This window comes from Streptomyces sp. NPDC006259, from assembly GCF_042870975.1.
Classification (GTDB): Bacteria; Actinomycetota; Actinomycetes; order Streptomycetales; family Streptomycetaceae; genus Streptomyces.
This window is the reverse complement of record NZ_JBIAHY010000001.1, coordinates 615,254-636,646: the sequence shown is the minus strand read 5'-3', so window position 1 is coordinate 636,646 and position 21,393 is coordinate 615,254. Positions and strand designations below refer to the sequence as shown.

At 75.5% G+C, this 21,393-nt stretch carries 2 protein-coding genes (1 of these 2 running past the window's edge); both read left to right on the top strand.

Features of this window, described 5'->3' with window-relative positions; all coding sequences use genetic code 11:
* Window positions 1-5 precede the first annotated feature (5 nt).
* Window positions 6-12,737, top strand: a complete 12,732-nt coding sequence (locus tag ACFYO5_RS02645; protein ID WP_388703348.1) for an amino acid adenylation domain-containing protein — start codon at window positions 6-8, stop codon at window positions 12,735-12,737.
* Window positions 12,734-21,393, top strand: partial view of an SDR family NAD(P)-dependent oxidoreductase gene (locus ACFYO5_RS02640; RefSeq protein ID WP_388703346.1) — the 5' end (the start) only. It continues 13,477 nt past the right edge of the window; only the first 8,660 of its 22,137 coding nucleotides appear in the window; its start codon is at window positions 12,734-12,736; the stop codon falls past the right edge of the window. Before ACFYO5_RS02645 ends, ACFYO5_RS02640 begins: the two co-directional genes overlap by 4 nt.

Here is a 21,393-nt window from a genome sequence, read left to right as displayed (position 1 = left end):
CTCACGTGGAAACGAGCAACGAGACAGGGACGACGGCTGTCCGGATCCTGCACCGGATACTGGCCGAGGTGCGCCCGGACGGAGCGGAACCACTGCCGCCGGGCGGACTGGCCGACTGGGGCCTCACCTCGCTGGCGCTGACCCGACTGTGGGCGGGCGTACGGCGCGAGTTCGGCCTCGACCTGCCACCGGCCTGGCTCGCCGCTGCCACCCTCGACGAACTCCTCGCGAGGGTGGCGGCGGAGACCGCCGGGATGACCGCCCCGCAACCGGCCGCCGAGGTCCGCGCCGACGAGCGGCAGCCGTTCCCGGTCACCGACCTGCAGCAGTCCTACCTGGTCGCCAAGTGCAGCGACCTGGGCGGTGAGACGGTCGGCTGCCACCTGTACCGCGAGTTCGCCGTCCCCGACCTCGACCCCGACCGGCTGCGGCAGGCCTGGCAGGACCTGATCGACCAGCACGGCATGCTCCGCGCGGTCGTCGACGACGACGGGCGGCAGCACATCCGGCCGGCCGCCGACGACTGGCAGCTGCCCGTGCACCGGCCCGGCGGCGCGGAGGACCGCGACACCGTCCGCGCCCGCCTCTCGCACCGCTGCTACCGGCCCGGCGAATGGCCGCTGTTCGCCATCGAGGTCACCCGCACCGGAACCGGCCCCGACATCGTCCACCTGAGCCTGGACACCCTGATCACCGACGGTCACGGCTACGCGGTGCTGCTCCAGCAGTGGCACCAGCGCTACCACCGCCCCGAGCAGCCGCTGCCCGCCGCCGGGCCGTCCGTCGCCGAACTGGTGCCCGCGCTGCTCGCCGCACGCGGCACGGACGCCCACCGAGCGGACCGCGACTACTGGGCCGCCGAACTGGCCGAGCTGCCGGCCGGGCCCGGGCTGGTCGCCCCGGTCTCCGTCCCCGCCCCCGCCGGCGGCTGCCGCGAACGCCGCCCGCTGGACGCCGTACTGCCCGCCGCCCCGTGGCAGGCGCTGACCGCGCGGGCCGTCCGGCTCGGCGTCTCGCCGACCGCCCTGGTGCTCGCCCTGTTTGCCGAGACGCTGGACCGCCGGCACCCGCAGCAGCGCACCGCCCTGGTGGTCACCACCAGCAGCCGCCCGTACCTGGCCACGGAAACTCCCCACCTGGTCGGGCCGTTCACCTCGACCGCCGTCCTGGTCCTGGAACGCGAGGCCGACGAGACCCTCGACGAGCAGGCGGCCGCGGTCCACGCCCGCCTCGGCGAACACCTGCGGCACGGCCTGGTCTCCGGTATCGAGGCGCTGCGCGAACAGCGCACCGGCCTGCCCGCGCCCGCCGTCGTCTTCACCAGCCTGCTCGACGTCGGCCCGCCGCCCGGCGTCGCCGGCGGCTTCGGCGCGGCCGTCGAGTACGGCGTCAGCCAGACCTCCGACGTCGCCCTCGACCACCAGATGTGGGAGCAGGACGGCGCCCTGCGCTACCGCTGGGACATCGACCCCACCCGGTTCGCCCCCGGCGCCGTCGAGACCGCTTTCGCCGCCTTCGGCAACGCCCTGGCCGCCGCCGGTACCGAAACCACCCTGGATCCGCGGCCGCCCCGCGCCCTCCAGGAGGCGTACATGGTCGCCCGCACGGTCCCCGGCGACGGGCCCGCCGAGGGCTGCCAGTGCTATCAGAGCTTCGAGGTCGACGCACTCGACCTCGAGGCGCTCGCCGACGCGCTGCGCCGCCTGGTCGACGGCCACGCGGTACTGCGCACCGCCTTCGCCGCCGACGGAGTCAGCGTCCGTCAGAACGGCCCGGCGCAGTGGTCGGTCCCGGTGATCCAGGCCGGCGACCCGGCCGCGCACCGCGCGCTGCGCGCGATGATCCGCGAGGAGATGACCAACCGGGCGTTCCCGCTGGGCAGGTGGCCGCTGTTCGACGTGCGGGTGACCCGCGACGACGGCGGGTCCAGCGTCGTGCACTGCGCCTTCGACCTGCTGGTCGCCGACGGCCTGAGCATCCACCGCCTGTTCCGCGACCTGTGGCGGCTGTACGCCGACCCGGCCGCCCGGCCCGTACCGGCCGGATCCGACCCGGTCCCCGCGAGCCCCGCCGCCGAGCAGGCCCGCTACTGGCGCGAGCGGCTCGCCGACCTGCCCGCCGGACCGCGACTCGCTCCGCCCGGCGGCCCCGCCCCGGCCGGCCGCGGCCGCACCCGCCTGGCCGGCCGGATCGACGGCTACCGCCGGCTGGTCCGCCGGGCCGCCGAGCACGGCCTGCACCCCGACGACCTGCTGCTCGCCGCGCTCACCCGGGCCGTCTCCAGCCGCACCGAACAGCCCTACGCACTGCCCGTGGTGCTGTGGCCGGAGAGCGCCGAGGCCGCCCGCCCCGGCGAGCACTCCTTCATGACCTGGGTCACCGCCGCGCCCGCCGAGCTGCCGCTCATCGCCACCGCGGTCCGCTACCGCCGCGTCCTCGACGCCGACCTCGCCGAGGGCGGCTCCGGCGGCCTCGGCGAGATGCGCCGCCAGGTGCTCCGCGGCGGAGACGCCGCCTACCCCGTCGTCTACACCGCCCTCGTCGACCTCACCGGCCGGCCCCTGCCGGACGGCGTCCGCCAGGGCGAATGGCTGACCAGCACCCCCGGCTGCGCCCTGGACAGCGTCGCCGTCGCCGAGGGCGACGAACTGCGCTACTGCTGGGACATCGTCGACGCCGACTTCCCGGCCGGCCTCGCCGAGCGGATGTTCGCCGCCTTCGAGAACGACCTGAGACAGCTCGCCGACGACGCCACCTGGGCCGGACCCCCCACCGGCGGGCTCACGGCGGAGGAACGGCACACCGTGCTGTACACCTGGAACGAGACCGGCGTCCCGGTGCCCGACGACGGCCCCGTGCACCTGATGTTCCAGCGTCGGGCCGCCGGTGCTCCCGAAGCGGTGGCCCTGCGCTGGCGCGGCGGCACCATGACCTACGGGGAACTCAACCGCCGCGCGAACCGGATCGCCCACCGTCTGATCGCCGCGGGGCTCGGCCCCCGGCAGCTCGTCGGCGTGCGGATCCGGCGCACACCCGAGATGGTCGCCGCCCTCTACGGCATCCTCAAGGCCGGCGCCGGCTACCTGCCGATCGACCCCGAGCTGCCCGGCGCCCGGGTCACCGCGATGCTCGAACTCGCCCGGGCCACCACCGTGCTGACCACCTCCGACACCTCCGCCGTGCCGCTGCCCGCCGGGGTCACCGTCCTGGAGACCGACAGCGACCCGGCGATCACCGGGCCCGCCGCCCGCGAGGACGACCCGGAGACCCGCGGCACCCGGGACGACACCGCGTACGTCATCTTCACCTCCGGCTCCACCGGCACCCCCAAGGGGGTCCAGGTCGCCCACCGCTCGGTGCGCAACCTGCTGAACTTCTGCCACCGCACCTTCGAGCTGCGGCCGTCCGACATCGGACTCGCCGTCACCTCGCTCAGCTTCGACCTCTCCGTCTTCGACATGCTCGGCCTGCTCGGCGGCGGCGCGGGTGTCTACCTCGCCGACGAGACCCAGCAGCGCGACCCGGAACTCCTGCTCGACGTCCTGCTCTCCGAGCCGATCACGCTCTGGAACTCGGCACCCACCACCCTGCACCAGCTCGTCCCGCTGCTCACCCCCGACACCGGCGACCCCGCCGCCGCCCACCTGCGGATCGTCGCGCTGGCCGGCGACTTCATCCCGCTGTCCCTGCCCGGTGCGATCCGCGAGGCCTTCCCGAACGCCGAGACCATCGCCATGGGCGGGCCCACCGAGACCACCGTCTGGTCGAACATCTACCGGGTGACCGCGGTCGACCCCGGGTGGCGCAGCATCCCCTACGGCAGGCCGATCGACAACACCCGGCACTACGTGCTCGACGAACACCTCGAGCCCTGCCCGATCGGGGTCGAGGGCGACCTGTACACCGGCGGCGAATGCCTGGCAGTCGGCTTCTGCAACCAGCCGGAACTGACGGCCCGCCTGTTCCTGCCGGACCCGTTCGCCGGCACCCCCGGCGAGCGGATGTACCGCACCGGGGACCGGGCGCTCTGGCTCCCCGACGGCAACCTGCGGATCGCCGGGCGCGGCGACCGCCAGGTGAAGATCCGCGGCCACCGGGTCGAACTCGGCGAGGTCGAGCACCGCCTGCGCGCGCACCCCGCCGTGCAGGAGGCCGTCGCCGTGCTGCGCGACAACGAACCGCCCGGCGGCGACGCCAGACTCGTCGCCTACGTCATCACCGACCCGGCAGCCCCCGCCGTCACCGCCGCCGAGCTGCGCGCCCACACCGCCGAGGCCCTGCCCGCGTACATGGTGCCGAACTTCGTGGCGCTGCTGCCGTCCTTCCCGGCCACCGCCAACGGCAAGCTGGACCGCGAGGCACTGCCCTGGCCACTGGACACCGCACCGCTCGTCGACCCCGAGGCACCGTCGACTCCGGTCACCGAAGCCGCCCCCGAGGCACCGCCGACTCCGGTCACCGAAGCCGCCACCGAGGTACCGCCCGCACCCGCGCCGGGTTCCCCGGCCGCGGCCGGGCTGGCCGAGGAGGTCGCGGCCATGTTCGCCCACCACCTCGGCGTCGACACCGTCGACCAGGCGCGGGACCTCTGGGACCAGGGCGCGACCTCCTTCACCATGGTCCAGGTCTCGGCCGGGCTGCGTCAGCGGTACCGGCAGCGGGTGCCGGTCTCGGCGCTGATCTCCGAGCCGACCGCCGCCGGCATCGCCCGGATCCTCGCCGACCGCCTCGGCCTCCCGGCCCGGCCCGAACCGGCCGCCGCCCCCGCCGTGCCGGAACCGCGGACGGGCCCCGGCACCGTCGACATGTTCTCGCCGCAGGAGCGGGACGCGTTCAAGGCCGCCAACTGGAACCTGCGCCGCCCCGCGCCCGGCGCACACCGCGTCGCGCTGCCGGAGACGACGGTCCACCCCGCGTACTACGACTGGCGCGGCAGCCGCCGCGACTACCGGAACACCCCCTTGCCGGCCGAGGCGCTCACCCGGCTGCTCGGCCTGCTGCGCGAGGCCCCGGCGGAGGGCGGCACCCGCCGCCTGTACCCGTCGGCCGGGGACACCTATGCGGTGCAGGCGTACGTGCACGTCAAGCCGGACGCCGTCGACGGGCTGGCCGGCGGCATCTACTACTACGACCCGCGCGGGCACGCGCTGGAACTGGTCAACGCCGAGCCGCGGATCGACCGCGCCGTGCACTTCTACTACAACCGGCCGGTGTTCGACGGGTCCGCGTTCGGGATCTTCCTGATCGGCCAGACGCGCGGCATCGCCCCGCTCTACCAGGAGGTCGCCGAGCGCTTCCTGATGCTGGAGGCCGGGTACATCGGCCAACTGCTGATGACCGGTCAGGCGGCCTGCGGCATCGGGCTCTGCCCGGTCGGCACACTGACCTTCGACGACATCCGCGACCAGTTCGCCCTCGACGACGGCCACGTCTTCCTGCATTCCTTCCTGGGCGGCGGTGTCGAGCGGACCGCCACCGCCGAACTGCGGCCACCCTTCGCCGAGCAGCCCGCGCGGGCCGCGGCCGGCGAGCAGCCGGAACCCGCCGAGGTCGCGGTGGTCGGCATGGCCGGGCGCTTCCCCGGCGCCGAGGACCTGGGGGAGTACTGGCGGCAACTGCGCACCGGTCAGTGCGCCGTCGGCCCGCTGCCCGCCGGGCGGGGCGTCGCCGAGGACGGCCGGCTGCCCGCCGGACTGCACGGCGGCTTCCTCACCGACATCGACAGGTTCGACAGCCTGCGCTTCCAGGTCGCCCCGGTCGAGGCCGCCACGCTCGACCCGCAGCTGCGGCTGCTGCTGCAGACCGTCTGGACCTGCCTGGAGGACGCCGGTCACACCGCTGCATCGCTGCGCGCCACCGCGCCCCGGGTCGGCGTGTTCACCGCGGCCATGTGGCACGACCACCAGCACAGCGGCAAGGAGACCTGGGACGCCGACGCCGCCGCCCGGGTCGCCGCCCTGGCCGGCGACATACCCGGCCGGATCTCGCACCACTTCGGCTTCGACGGCCCGAGCGTCGCCGTCGACACCGCCTGCTCCTCCTCCCTGACGGCCCTCCATCTCGCCGCCGAGGCCCTGCGGCGCGGCGAGTGCGACGCCGCCGTGGTCGGCGCCGTCAACCTGGTCGCCCACCCGTACCACCTCGCCCTGCTCGCCGAGGCGGGACTGCTCGCCGAGGGCGGACCGGTCCGGGCCTTCGCCGCCGACAGCTCCGGCTGGTGCCCCGGCGAAGGCGTGGCCGCCGTCCTGCTGCGCCCGGCGGCGGCCGCCGACCGGGACGGCGACCGTGTCCGGGGCGTGCTGGAGGCCACCTGGATCGGACATGCCGGCGGCGGCGGACGTTTCGGCTTGCCCAACCCGCAGGCGCTGGCCGGCTCGGTCGGCGCGGTCCTCGACCGGGCCGGGATCACGCCCGCCCAGGTCGACTACGTGGAACTCGCGGTGGCCGGAGCGGGGATGGCCGATGCCGCCGAACTCGAGGCACTCGCCACGGTGTTCGCGGGCAGTCCGGTGCTGGCCGGGACGGTGAAGCCGAACATCGGCCACCTGGAGTCCGCCTCGGGGCTGTCCCAACTGCTCAAAGTGCTCCTCCAGTTCGAGCACGGCCGGATCGCCCCCACGCTCACCGCGGAGCGGCGCAGCGACCTCGTCGACTGGGACGACCTGCCGCTGCGGGTCCCCGAGCAGCTCGTCGACTGGCCGTCGGCCGCGACCCCCCGCCGCGCCGTGGTCAACGCGGTCGGGGCCTCCGGCGCCTACGCCCACGCGGTGCTGCGGGCCGCAGCACCGTCCGCCGCCGACGGAGGGCCCGCGGCCGCCGCCCCTGCCCACGGGCACGCCCCCGGCCGGCAGGCGGTGGTGCTGTCCGCCGGCTCCGCCGACGGCCTGCGGCTCGCCGCCGAAAGGCTCGCCGCGCACCTGGAGAACGGCGCGCCGCCGGCTCTCGCCGACCTGGCGTTCACCTTGCAGGACGGCCGCGTCCCCATGCCGCACCGCCTCGCCGTGGTGACCTCCGACCTCGACGAAGTGCGCCTCGCACTGCGGGAGTTCGCCGCCGGGCGGAGCGCCCCGTCGCTGGCGGACGCGGTGGTGAGGCCCGGCCCTCCGGTGGCCGAGCTGGTCCCGGCGCACGCCGACGCCGCGGCCGCGGGGTGGCTGCGGGGAGCACCCGTCGCCTGGCACACCCTGTGGTCGCCCGGCCGCCGCCGCGTGCCGCTGCCGGGCACGGTGTTCGCGGGGGAGGAGTACCGCCTGACCGAGCCCGCGCGCCCCGCGACCATGGAAGCCCCGGCGCCCGTGGCTGCGCTCGCCCCCGGTGCCGAGGTGCCCGACGCCGTCGAGCAGTACGTGCTCGCCGCCTACGCCGAGGCATCCGGCATCCCCGTCGAACGGCTCGACCCGCGGGTGCGGTTGGAGCACTACGGCCTCACCTCGTACGTGGTCGGGCTGCTGAACGCCCGCCTCGCCGAGGACTTCGCCGAACCCGTCTCCCGCACCCTGTTCTTCGAGCACCAGGACCTGGCCGGCATCGCCGCCGCACTCGCCGTCCGCGCCGACGGCCCCTGGCGGCCCGCCGGGACCGAGGCCTCAGCCGGCCGGCGCGAACCTGCCGGGAACCGGCCCGAGGACACGGCGATCGCCGTCGTCGGCCTCGCCGGCCGCTACCCGAAGGCGGCGGACCCGCACCGGTTCTGGCAGCTGCTGGAGCAGGGCTACGACGCGATCGGGCCGCTGCCCTCCGACCGGCACCGGCCGGGCTGGCCCGTGGACCTGATGTGGGGCGCGTTCCTGGACGGCATCGACCGGTTCGACCCGCTGTTCTTCGCCATCTCCCCGCGCGACGCGGTCCTGATGGACCCGCAGGAACGACTCTTCCTCGAGGTCGCCTGGGAGGCGCTGGAGGACGCCTGCTACACCCGGGCCCGGCTGCGCGAGCAGCACGGCGGACGGGTCGGCGTGTTCGCGGGCGCGATGTACAACGAGTACCCCTTCCTCGGCGTCGAGCAGTCACTCGTCGGCCCGGCCGCCGACACCGGATCCGCGCTCGCGGGGATCGCCAACCGGGTCTCGTACTTCCTGGATTTGAACGGCCCCAGCCTGACCGTCGACACCATGTGCTCGGCCTCCCTGACGGCCGTACACCTCGCCGTCCGCGCGCTTCGCCACGGCGAGTGCGAGGCCGCGCTGGTCGGAGGCGTCAACCTGTCCGCGCACCCGCACAAGTTCCGCCAGCAGCACCGGCTGCGCATGGCGTCCAGCGACCACCGCTGCCGCAGCTTCGGCGCCGGTGGCGACGGCTTCACGCCCGGCGAGGGCGTCGGCGTGGTACTGCTGAAACCGCTGGCCCGGGCGCTCGCCGACGGCGACCGGATCCACGGCGTGATCCGCGGCACCGCCGTCAACCACGGCGGCCGCACCAGCGGTTACATGGTGCCGAACCCGGTCGCCCAGGGCGAGTTGGTCTCCGCCGCGCTGCGCGACGCGGGCGTCGAGGCGAGCAGCATCGGCTACCTGGAGGCGCACGGCACCGGCACCGCGCTCGGTGACCCCGTGGAGATCAACGGCCTGGCCCGGGCGTTCGCCGGGGTCGAGGCGGGGACGTGCCGGATCGGCTCGGTGAAGTCCAACATCGGTCACCTGGAGGCCGCCGCCGGGCTGGCCGGACTCACCAAGGTGCTGCTGCAACTGCGGCACCGCAGACTCGCGCCCTCGCTGCACGCCGAGCAGCTCAACCCCGACATCGACTGGGCGCGCAGCCCCTTCACCGTCCAGCACGAGGCCGCGCCGTGGCCCGTACGCCGCACCGCCGACGGCGGCCCGGCGCCGCGCCGGGCCGGACTGAGCGCGTTCGGCGCGGGCGGGGCCAACGCCCACCTGGTGGTCGAGGAATACCTGCCGGATCCGCCCGCCGAGGTGGTTCGCCCGGCCGGCCCGCAGCTGTTCGCGCTGTCTGCCCGGGACGAGCAGCGGCTCACCGAACTCGCGGTCCGCTGGACCGAGTTCCTGACCCGTCCGGAGCTGCCGCCGTTCGCCGACCTCGCGCACACCACGCAGTCCGGTCGCGAACCGCTGCGCGAACGCCTCGCCGTCATTGCCGCCGACCCGGCCGAGCTGCGCGGAAAACTGCTGCGCTTCCTCGACGGCGACAGCGGCGAGGTGGTCCGCGGCCGCACGCCGGGGGCCGACGCCCCCGCCGGACCGTACCCCGCCGACGGCTCCTACCGTGACCTGCTCTCGCTCGCCCGGCACTGGACGTCCGGAGGCCGGGTCGACTGGTCCCGCCTGCACACCGGCGACCGGCCCCGCTGGGCCGCCGCCCCGACCTATCCGTTCGCCCGCGGACGCTACTGGCCCGAGCCCGCGGTGATCGCGGAGGCGCCACCCGTGCAGGAGCCCGACGGGCGACAGCCCCTGATCTTCACCAAGAGCTGGCGGAGCGCCGCGCGGCCCCGGCCCGAGCCGGTGAGCGGACGGATCGTCTGCCTGTACACCGACCGCTCCCGGGAGGCCGCCCGGCAGGTGGCCGAGGCCTTCGGGCGCGACCGGGTGATCCTGGTCCGCGAGGGCGGACCCGCCGACGGCGACGCCGGGTTCACCGGCGAGCGGGACGCGATCGCCCTGCTGGACGGCCTCGCCGACCGGTACCCCGACCTCACCGGCTGGCTCGACCTGAGCGAACTCGACCGCCCGGTCCTCGACCCCGGCCCCTGGACGGCCCGACTCGGCGCCCTGCAACGTCTGCTGGTCCGCCGTCCCGGCATCGCGTTGCGGATCGTGCACGCGGTGCGCGACCGCCGCGACGCGGACGGCCGCCGCCTGGCGGGCGTGGTGCGGCTGCTCGGCGCGGAGTACCGCATCCGCGCCACCGTCGTCGAGAGCGACGCCGGACCCGCCGAACTGGCCCGCCAGTTGCTCGCCGAATGGGCGGGCCACGAGCCCACCGCCGAGGTCAGGCACCGCGGCGGCGAGCGGCTGGCGCCCGTGCTGGAACCGGTGCGGGTTCCGGCCCACGCCGAGTTCCCGGCCGACCCGGCCAAGGTCTACCTGGTCACCGGCGGCACCCGGGGCATCGGCGCCGAGGTCGCCCGCCGCCTCGTGGAACGGGGCGCTCGCCGCCTCGCCCTGACCGCCGCCCACCCGCTGCCGCCGCGCCACCGCTGGGCGGCACCCGAGCTGACGGACCGGGAGGCGGTCGCGGTGCGCAACGTGCGGGCGCTGGAACGGGCCGGCGCCCAGGTGATGCTGCACGGCGAGGCCCCCGCCACCGAGGCCGGGCTCGCCGCGTTCCTCGCCCAGGTCCGCAGCTCGCTCGGCCCGATCGAGGGCGTGGTGCACTGCGCCGGACTGCCCAGCCGGGGACGGCCCTCCTTCGTGCACAAGGCGGTCGCGGACATCGCCGAGGTGTTCGAGCCGAAGACGGCGGGCGTCGAACTGCTGGTACGGCTGTGCGCCGCCGACCAGCCCGAGTTCTTCGTCCTGATGTCCTCCGCCAGCACCCTGGTTCCCCGTCTCGGCGCGGGCGTCACCGACTACGCCGCCGCCAACGCGCACCTGGAGTACCTCGCCGACCGGACCCGCACCGGCCGCACCCGCTTCCACGGCGTGCACTGGCCGACCTGGCTCGGCACCGGCATGGGCGCCGGCCGGCCGGACGGCTGCGCGCCCGCCGGGCTGGACGCGATCACCGTCGAGGAGGGGCTGCGGGTACTCGAAGCCGTCCTCACCGGCACGCTGCCCGCCCAGCTGCTGCCCGTCGTCCCGCTGCCCGGACGCTTCGACCCGGCGACCCTGCTGCACGCGAACCGCGCGGCGGCAGCGCCCGTCGACGCGCCGTCGGCCACGGTTGCCCCGACGCCCTCCGACACGCCGCCGGACTGGCTGCTCACCCTGTTCTCCGAGGCGCTGGGGATCCCGCTGCCCGACCTCGACCCCACCGCGCCGTTCGCCGACCTGGGCGTGGAGTCGGTGATGCTCGGCGAACTCGTCGAACTGATCGAGCAGCGGACCGGCAGCAGCCTGGAGCCGGCCGTGCTGCTGGAGCACCACACCCTCGAACGGCTCGCCGCACACCTCAGGAAGGCCGGACCGGACCGCACGGCCGTCGACACCCCGCCGGCTCGCGGACCCGCGCCCGCCGCTCCCGCGACGGCGGCCGCCCAGCCCGTCCCGGTTCCGGCCCCGGTCCCGGCCCCGGTCCCGGTCACGCTTCCGGTCGTATCGCAGGAACCTGTCGACCGCAGGATCGCGATCATCGGCCTGGACTGCAGGTTCCCCGGCGCCCCCGACCCCGACGCCTTCTGGGCCGCCCTGGCCGCCGGCCAGGACTGCATCACCGAGATCCCGCCGAGCCGCTGGGACCATCGGGCGCTGTACCGGCCGGAACACCGGATCGGCAGCAGCATCAGCCGGTGGGGCGGCTTCGTCGACGGCATCGAGGACTTCGACCCGGAGTGGTTCGGGATGACCGAGGAAGAGGCCCGCTGCCTCGACCCGGCGGTCCGGCTGGTCCTCGAAGGGACCGTCAACTGCCTCGCCGACGCCGGATACCGGACCGAGGAGCTGGGCGGCCGCGAGGTCGGGGTGTTCGTCGGCGCCCGGCTCGGCGACTACGGTCGGCGGATCGGCCTGCGCCCCGGCGCGGCCGCGCTCGGCGGCGACCAGAACTTCGTCGCCGCCCGGGTCGCCCACCACTTCGACCTGCACGGCCCGAACCTGGTCGTCGACAGCGCCTGCTCCTCCGCCCTCGCCGCGGTCCAGCTCGCCTGCCGCAGCCTGCTGGAGGGCGAGTCCGAACTGGCGGTCGCCGGTGGCGTGGACATCCTGCTGGACGAGCGCCCCTACCTGGAGTTCAGCGCCGTGCGGGCGCTCTCGCCGACCGGACGGTGCGCCACCTTCGACCGGGACGCCGACGGCTTCGTGCCCGGCGAGGGCTGCGGCCTGGTGCTGCTCAAGCCGCTCGCCCGGGCGATCGAGGACGGTGACCGGGTGCTCGCGGTGGTCGACGCGGTGGCCGTCAACAACGACGGCCGCACCATGGGCCTGACCACCCCCAACCCGGTCGCCCAGGCCAAGGCGATCCGCCGCGCGCTGGCCACCGCGGGAATGTCCGCGGAACGGGTCGGCATGGTCGAGGCGCACGGTACGGGCACGATGATCGGCGACCCGATCGAGCTGCGGGCGCTCACCGACGTCTACCGGGAGACCACCGACGCGCGAGGCTTCTGCGCGATCGGCAGCGTCAAATCCAACATCGGCCACCTGCTCAGCGCGGCCGGCGCGGCCGGGCTGGTCAAGGCGGTACTGGCACTGAGGAACCGTCGACTCGTGCCGACCCTGCACTGCGCGAACCCCAACCCGCGCTTCGACTTCGCCGACTCCCCGTTCTATCCCAACACCGCCCTGCGGGACTGGCCCGACCCCGGCCGTCCCAGGGTCGCCGCCGTCAGCGCCTTCGGGCTCGGCGGCACCAACGCCCACCTGATCGTCAGCGAGCCCGACGCGCGGACGGCCGCCGCGCACCCGCCGACCCGCCACCCGCTGCCCCGGCCGGTCTTCGTCCGCCGCCGGCTCTGGCTGGAGGCCCCGGCCGCGCACCGCGCGGCCACTCCGCCGCCCGCGCCCGACGCGCCCGCCACCGCCGGGCGTCCGGTCCGTGCCGCCTCACTCCTCGACCTGCGCTTCGAACCGAACCCCGCCGCAGGGGCCGTCCTTGGCATCCCGGAGAGGACCCACCGATGAGCGACCCCATCATCGACTGTCGACTCGTGCTGCGGCACGGCGACTTCGTCATGCAGAACCACCGGGTGCACGGGGTGTCGGTGATGCCGGGAGTCACCTTCCTCGACATCGTGCTGCGGATCCTCGCGGCCCAGGGCCTGGACCCGACCGCCGTCGAGCTGCGCGGCATCGTCTTCGCCGAGGCGATCGCCACCGCCGAGGGCAACGACCGGGAGATCCGTGTGGTGATCGGCGAGCCGGTGGACGGCGTCCGCCCGGTCACCGGCACCAGCCGCTGGCTTCGGGGCGACGAACCGTACGGCGAGTGGCGGGAGAACATCCGCGCCGAACTGCACCCGGCCGGACCGTCCGCCGTCCCGGACCTGGACGCCGCCGCACTGGTGGCGGGCGCGGCCCGCACCCTGCCGATGGCGGACATGTACGCGCACACGCGCTCCCGGCAGATCGTGCACGGCGCGGCCATGCAGTGCGCGGGACCGATGCACCTCGCACCGGGCCGCCTGCTGGCCGAACTCTCGCTGGTCCTGCCGGAGACCGCCGAGGACCGCGCGTTCCTGCTGCACCCGGCGAAGCTGGACGCCGCGACCATCGTCGCGTACGGGCAGCGCGAGATCACCACCGCCGAGCCGTTCATCCCCATGTTCATCGACCGGTTCCGCGCACACGGCCCGCTGCACGGCACGTTCCTGGTGCACGTACCGCGGCCCGAGGAACTCACCGCGTCCGGCGAGCTGTTCCGCAGCACCTTCTCGCTGCACGACCGGGAGGGCCGCACCGTCGCCGAGTTCGACCGCCTCACCTGCAAGCGGATCCGCCGCCCCGAGTCGATCCGCGACCTGCTGCCGGAGGCGGCCGACCCGCAGCCCGCCGCCGACCCGCAGCCCGTCACCGGCGTGCAACCCGCCGCCGACCCGCAGCCCGTCACCGCGCCCGCCGCCGACTACCGGCACTGGCTGCGCGAGCGGATCGCCCGGATACTCGACCGGAGCGCCGACACCGTCGACAACGGAGCCGGCTTCTACGACATGGGCCTGTCCTCCACCGACATGCTGCGGATCAGCACCGAACTCGAGGAGGTTGTCGGCTCCGCGCTCTACCCGACGCTGCTGTTCGAACACACCACGGTGGACGGGCTGGCCGGTCACCTGGAGGAGACGTACGGCGCACCCGCCCCGGCTGCTCCGCGAGCGCCGGCGTCCGCACCGGCTCCGCAGGTGTCCGCGTCCGCCGTACGGGCACCGCACGCGTCCGGGTCCGCCGTACCGGTACCGCACGCGTCCGGGTCCGCCGGGTCCGCCGAGGCCGTCCGCCCGCACCGGGCGCAGTTGCTGCGCCCGGTCTGGCAGCGGGTCGCGCACTCCGCGCGGACCGTGCCCACCGACCTCGCCGTGCTCGGCGCCGACCCGGCGCTGCTCGCCGCGCTGACCGCGGGGGCCGCCGCGGCGGGCGCGCTGGTGGTCGCGGTCGACCCGGGCGATCGGGCGCTGCTCGGCGCGCAGTTCAGCGCGCTGCCGGAGCGTGACGGCCGGTCCTGGGCACTGCTGGACGCCACCGGGCTCGGCGGTCCGGCCGCCGACCCGGCCGAGGTCGCGGTCGCCGCGTGGGCGGCCTGCGCGGCGGCGAGCGAACGGCGGCCCACCCGGCTGCGCGCGGTGCTGTTCGCACACCGTCAGCAGCCGGAGTACGCGGCGGTCGCCGCGCTCGGCCGCACCGTGACGGCCGAGCTGCCGGCGTTGACCGTCCGCGCCGTCGAGGTGGACGTCGCCGGTCCCGCCGAACTCGCCGCGCTGCTGCTCGCCGAGGCCGCCGACCCGTCCGCGGAGAGCGAGGTCCGGCACGCGGGCAGGGCGCGCCGGGCCCGGCGCTTCCAGCCGGTGGAGAACCCCGCGCCGGCCGGGGACGCGGTGCTGCGCGAGCGCGGCGTCTACCTGATCACCGGCGGGGGCGGCGGCCTCGGCCCGATGCTGGCCGAGCACCTCGCCCGCACCCGCCGCGCCCGCATCCTGCTGTCCGGCCGCTCCGCGCCCAGCGAGGCGCTGCTCGGTCGGATGCGGGAGTGGCGGCGGTACGGCGCGGAGGCGCACTACCGGACCGCCGATGTCACCGACCCCACCCAGGTGCGCGAACTGGTCGCGGCCGTACGCGAGTCGTACGGCCGGATCGACGGCATCGTGCACTGCGCGGGGGTGGTCCGGGACGGCATCTTCCTGGCGAAGCGGCCCGAGCAGATCCGAGAGGTGCTGGCCCCCAAGATCGCCGGCATCCGCCACCTCGACGAGGCGACGCGCGCCGACGGACTGGACTTCCTGGCCGCCTACTCCTCGCTCTCCGCCGCCGTCGGCAACTCCGGCCAGAGCGACTACGCCTACGCCAACGCCTATCTCGACCACTACCTGGCGGCCCGGCCGGGCCGGGGCGTCTCCGTCGACTGGCCGCTGTGGGCCGAGGGCGGCATGCGGGTCGACGCCGAGGTCATCGAGCGGGCCGCCCGCACCCATGGTGCCAGCCCGCTGCCGACCGGCACCGGCCTCGAGCTGTTCGAGCGGGCGCTGGCCGGCGACGACAGCCGACTCGTCGTCACCCACGCCGACCCCGCGCGGCCCGACGACCGCCTGCCGCTCGCCGACCGCCGGCTCGTCGACCCGGACGCCGCAGGGCCGAGCGGGCACCGCCCGGACGCCATCGCGGTGATCGGCCTGGCCGGACAGTATCCGCAGGCCGCCGACGTCGACGCGTTCTGGCGGGTGCTCGCCGAGGGCCGCGACTGCATCACCGAGGTGCCGCAGGACCGCTGGGACCACGCGGCGATCCACGATCCGGAGCACGGCCGGCCCGGCCGCACCTACGGCCGCTGGGGCGGGTTCCTGGACGGCATGGACCTCTTCGACCCGGCGTTCTTCGGCATCTCCCGGCGCGACGCCGAACGGATGGACCCGCAGGAACGCCTGTTCCTCACCACCTGCTGGCAGACCCTGCAGGACGCCGGACACCCGGCGTCCCGGACCACCGCCTCGTCCGTCGGCGTGTTCGCCGGCGTGATGTGGAACCACTACCAACTGGTGCGGGGCGCCGAGGACGGCGTCCAGCCGACCGCGATGCACGCCGCCGTCGCCAACCGGGTCTCGTACACGCTCAACCTGACCGGCCCCAGCATGGCCGTCGACACCGCCTGCTCCTCGTCGCTGACGGCCCTGCACCTCGCCGTGGAGAGCCTGCGCCGCGGCGAGTGCGAGACGGCACTGGCCGGCGGGGTGAACATCGCCGCCCACCCGCAGAAGTACCTGCAACTCGCCCAGGGCCGCTTCCTCTCCGACGACGGCCGCTGCCGCAGCTTCGGCGCGGGCGGCACCGGCTACGTCCCCGGTGAGGGCGTCGGCGCGGTGCTGCTCAAACCGCTCGCGAAGGCCGAGGCCGACGGCGACCACATCTACGGGGTGATCCGGGCCACCCGGCTCAACCACACCGGCCGGACCAGCGGCTTCACCGTGCCCAGCCCCACCTCGCAAGCCGCGCTGATCCGCGACGCACTGGACGCCGCCGGCCTGCCGCCGTCCGGGATCGGCTACCTGGAGGCGCACGGCACCGGCACCGCGCTCGGCGACCCGATCGAGATCGACGGCCTGCGCAAGGCCTTCGCCGCCGCCCCCTCCGGGTCGGGCGGCTGCGCGATCGGGTCGGTGAAGTCCAACATCGGCCACCTGGAGAGCGCCGCCGGAATCGCCGGCGTCACCAAGACCCTGTTGCAGCTGAAGCACCGGCAGCTGGTGCCCTCCCTGCACGCGGAGGTGGTCAACCCGGCCATCGACCTCGCCGCCACACCGTTCCGTCTACAGCGCGAACTCACCGACTGGCCCGCCCCGGCCGACGGCTCCCCGCGCCGGGCCGGCGTCAGCGCCTTCGGCGCGGGCGGCTCCAACGCGCACCTGGTGCTGGAGGAGTACCGCGCCCCCGCGGAACAGCCCGCCCGCGGCGGACGGGAGTTGATCGTGCTGTCGGCGCGCGACGCGGACGCCCTGCGGGTGTACGCCGGGCGGATCAGGGCCGTGCTGCACGGGTCGGCGGAGCCGTCGCCCGCCCGGGCCGCGGAACTGCGCCGGGTGCTCACCGGCGCCGTCGCCCAGGTGCTGGGAGTCCCGGACGAGGCCGTCGACCCGGCCGAGCCGCTGGTCGACCTCGGTGTGGACCGCACCGGCCTGGACCTGGTCCGCAAGGTGTTGGACGAGAACCGGCCCGGCCTCGGCCGGCTGCTGCCGGCCGAGGGCGACCGGTCGATCGACCAGCTCGCCGGACAGCTCGACACCGAGCGGCAGCCCACCGTCCCGCTCGCCGCCCTCGCCCACACCCTGCGGGTCGGCCGCGACCAGCTGAGCAGCCGCCTCGCGGTCCTCGCCGCCGACCACGCCCAGCTGCTCGGCGCCCTCGACCGCTACCTGAGCGGCGCCGCCCCCGGGACCGGCCAGTACTGGGGACGCGAGAGGGCCGGCGCCCCCGAGCCGCGCACCGACCTGAGTGAACTGGTCCGTGCCGGACGGCTGGAGGAGGTCGCGCAGACATGGAGCGCCGGGGCCGACGTGCCGTGGGCGGACTGCGTGCCGAGCGGCCCGGTCCCGCGCCGGGTGTCGCTGCCGGTCCCGCCGCTGCGCGAGGAACGCCACTGGCTGGGCGGCTGGCAGCGCCGCAACGGCGAACCCGCCGTCACCGCAGCGGTGGCGGGAGTGGCGCCCGTCGCGCCCGCCGCCCCCGCGGTGGCCGAGCCGTACCACGGCGACGAGGTCGACCTGCGGGTCCTGGAACACGGGATCGCGCTGGTCACCATGCACGACCACGCGCACCGCAACATGTTCACGACCGGACTCACGCACGGTCTGGAGGCCGCCTTCGCGGAGATCGACACCCGCGACGACATCCGCGCCGTCGTGCTCACCGGCACCGAGACCGTCTTCAACCTCGGCGCGACACCGCAGGCCCTGGAGGAGCTGGCCGAGAAGCACACCAGGTTCACCGACACCCCGTTCGTCTACGAGGGCCTGCTGCGCTGCCGCCGCCCCGTGGTCTCCGCGATGCGCGGCCAGGCCTCCGGCGGCGGCCTCGCCTTCGGCCTCTACGCCGACCTGGTGGTGCTCGCCCACGAGGGCTCGTACGGGGCCAACTTCCTCAAGTACGGCTTCACGCCCGGCATGGGCGCCACGCTGGTGCTGGAGCAGCGATTCGGCCGCACCCTGGCAACCGAGATGTTCCTCACCGGCCGAAGCTACCGCGGCGAGGAACTCGCCCGCCGCGGCGCCTCGGTGACCGTCGTCCCGGCGGCGGACGTGCTGTCGACCGCGCTCGACCTGGCCCGCTCGATCGCCGCCAAGCCCGCCGAGGCGGTCGCCGAGGTCAAGGCGGAACTCGCCGGCCGACTGCTCGCCCAGCTGCCGGAGGTCGTCGAGCGCGAGGTCCGGATGCACGAACGAGTGCTCGGCGGTGGGTCCTTGGACCTGGTCCGGGAGCACTTCCGCAAGGTCCGCGACTACGGTGCGACGGCCACCGCTGAAGCGCCGGCCGAGGTGCCGCTCGCTCCGCCGGTCGCCGTGCCCGATGCGGTGGCGGTCGTCACGCCTGCCGAGCGCGTCGAGGTGCCGCTCGCTCCGCCGGTCGCCGTGCCCGATGTGGTGCCGGTCGTCACGCCTGCCGAGCGCGTCGAGGTGCCGGTGGCCTCGCAGCCGGTCGACGCCCCCGAGGCCGCGCTCCCCGACCCGTCGCAGGTGGAGCGACTGGTGGTCGACGCGCTCTGCGCGATCGTCTACGCCACCGACGAGGAGATCGACCGCCGGCTCAGCTTCAGCGAACTGGGCGTGGACTCGATCGGCGCGGTGGAGATCGTGCGGAGCCTCAACCAGCGCTTCGGCCTCGACATCGACTCGGTCGCCGTCTACGACCACCCCACGGTGGCCCGGCTGACGGGGCACGTCCTGGAGACCGCCGAGCAGGCCCGTGCGCTGCACCGCTCGGCGCTTGCCCCCGCGCCCGCACCTGCACCGGCGCCTGCCCCCGCCCCCGCGCCAGCCCCCGCTCCAGCGGCTGCCCCCGCTCCAGCGTCCGTGCCTGCTTCCGTGCCTGCTTCCGCGCCGGAGCCGCTGTCGGCGACCGAACCGCCCGCCGCGCCGCCGGTGCAGCCCGCGCCGCCGATCCCTGCCGCGCCCGTCGCTTCTACCGCGCCCGTCGCCGCTGCCGTCTCCGTCGCCCCTGCCGGCCCCGGACAGGTGAGCCTTCGGCCGCTGAACGGCGCTCCTGTCCAGCCCTCACAGCCCCGACCCGTGCAGCCCGCCCAGTCCGTTCAGGCCGCGCCACTCGCGCCCCGGGGCGAGCCCGCGGAGCCGACGCGGCGGCCGGCGTCCGACACGGACGGCATCGCGATCATCGGTGTGGCCGGCCGCTTCCCGGACGCCGAGAACCTGGACGCGTTCTGGGCCAACCTGGCCGCCGGCCGGACCAGCATCTCCGAGGTGCCGGAGTCCCGTTGGGGGACCCGCTGGTTCGACCCGGACCGCCGCGTCCCGGACCGCTCGTACAGCAAGTGGGCGGCGCTGCTGCCGGACCTCGGCGGCTTCGACCCGCGGTTCTTCCAGCTGTCTCCGATGGAGGCGGAGGCGATGGACCCGCAGCAGCGCCAGTTCCTGCAGCAGGCGTGGACGGCGCTGGAGGACGCGGGGTACGCGACCCCGGGGGAGCGGCGCCGGTGCGGCGTGTACGTGGGGGCCAGCGGCGGTGACTACTACCACGTCCTGCGGGCGGCCGGTCAGGCGGACACCGGGCAGGCGTTCCTCGGCAACAACATGGCGATCCTGGCGGCCAGGGTGGCGTACCTGCTCGACCTGAGCGGCCCCACGATGACGGTCGACACCGCGTGCTCCTCCTCGCTGACGGCCGTACACCTGGCCTGCGAGGCGATCAGGGGCGGCGACTGCGACGTGGCGATCGCGGGCGGAGTGGCGGTCATGACGACGGCGCAGATGCAGGTGTGGAGCAGCCGGGTCGGCATGCTCTCGCCGACCGGGCGGTCCATCCCGTTCGACGCCGAGGCGGACGGCATCGTGCTCGGCGAGGGCGTCGGCGCGGTGGTGCTGAAGAGTCTGAAGGCGGCGCTCGCCGACGGCGACCGGATCCACGCGGTGATCAGGGCGAGCGGCGTCAACGGCGACGGCCGCACCAACGGCATCACCGCGCCGAGCGCCACCTCGCAGGCCGAACTGCTGCGCGCGGTGCACCGCAGGGCCGGCGTGGAGGCCGGCGACATCGGGTACGTGGAGGCGCACGGCACCGCCACCCACCTCGGCGACCCGATCGAGGTCAAGGCGCTCAACCAGGTGTTGGGCACCGCCGACGGGCCGGGCTTCACCGCCCTCGGCTCGGTGAAGGCCAACATCGGCCACACCACCACGGCCGCCGGCATCGCCGGGCTGCTCAAGGTCGTGCTCGCGCTGCGCCACCGCGCTCTGCCCCCGTTGCCCGGCTTCGACGAGGCCAACCCCAAGCTCGACCTGTCGGGCGGCCGCCTGCGCGTGGTCCGCGAGCTGACGCCGTGGGATCCGGGCCCGAACGGCGTCCGGGTCGGCACGGTCAGCAGCTTCGGTTTCAGTGGCACCAACTGTCATGTGGTGCTGGCCGAACCGCCCGCCCGCCCCGCGCCGGAGCGCCGGCCGGAGGCGGTCCGCCACCTGGTCCCGCTGTCGGCCCGGACGCCCGAGACGCTCACCCAGGTCGCCGCGGACCTCGCGCAGGCGCTGGAGCGCGACCCCGCGCTGGAACCCGCCGACATCGCCCGCACCCGCGCACTGGGCCGCACCCACCTGCCGGTCCGCGCCGCGCTGCTGACCCGAAGCCGCGAGGAACTCCTCACGCAGTTGCGCAAGTTGACGGCCGGCGAGGAGCACCGCGGCTGCTACCTCGCGGACTCCGCGGGCCTGGAGGAGGCCGCCGGTTCGGACGACCCGCTGGTGCGGGCGGCCGCCGCGTACGTCCGGGGCGGCACTCCCGACTGGGCGGCGCTCACGGCCGGCGGGCGGCGGGTGACGGTGCCGACGTACCCCTTCGCGCAGGAGCACTACTGGATCACCGGCCCGTCCGTCACCGACCACGCGGTGGTGCCCGGCACGGCGGACGGCCGCCGGCTCCCGGCTCCGACGGGGCGGCCGGCCCGGGTGCCGGACCCGTCGGCGGGCCCGGACGGTGGTTCCGGCGACGTGGCGGTGGTGCGCCCCGAGGACCCCGTCGCCACCGACCACCGGGTGGCGGGCCGTCCCCTGCTGCCCGGCACGGCGGCGCTCGCACTGGCCGCCGACCTCGCGGGGCTGCCGTACCGGCTGTCCGCGGTGCGCTGGCTGCGGCCGTGCGAGCTGTCGGAGCCGCGCCGGCTGCGGCTGGCGGGGAAGGAGTCGACGGCGGGCCGCTCGGTCAGGCTGGAGACGGAGGACGGGGACGGCCCGTACGTGCGCGCCGAGTTCGCGGCGCCGACCGCCGAGGAGACGGCCGCGTTCGCCGCCGAGCCGCCGCTGGACATCTGGTCGACCGCCGACCGCTGCCGGGGCGTCCGGGACGCCGACGAGCTGTACGGGGCGTTCGACGCCGCGGGCCTGGCGTACGGGCCGTCGTTCCGCCGCCTCGAGCGGGTGCG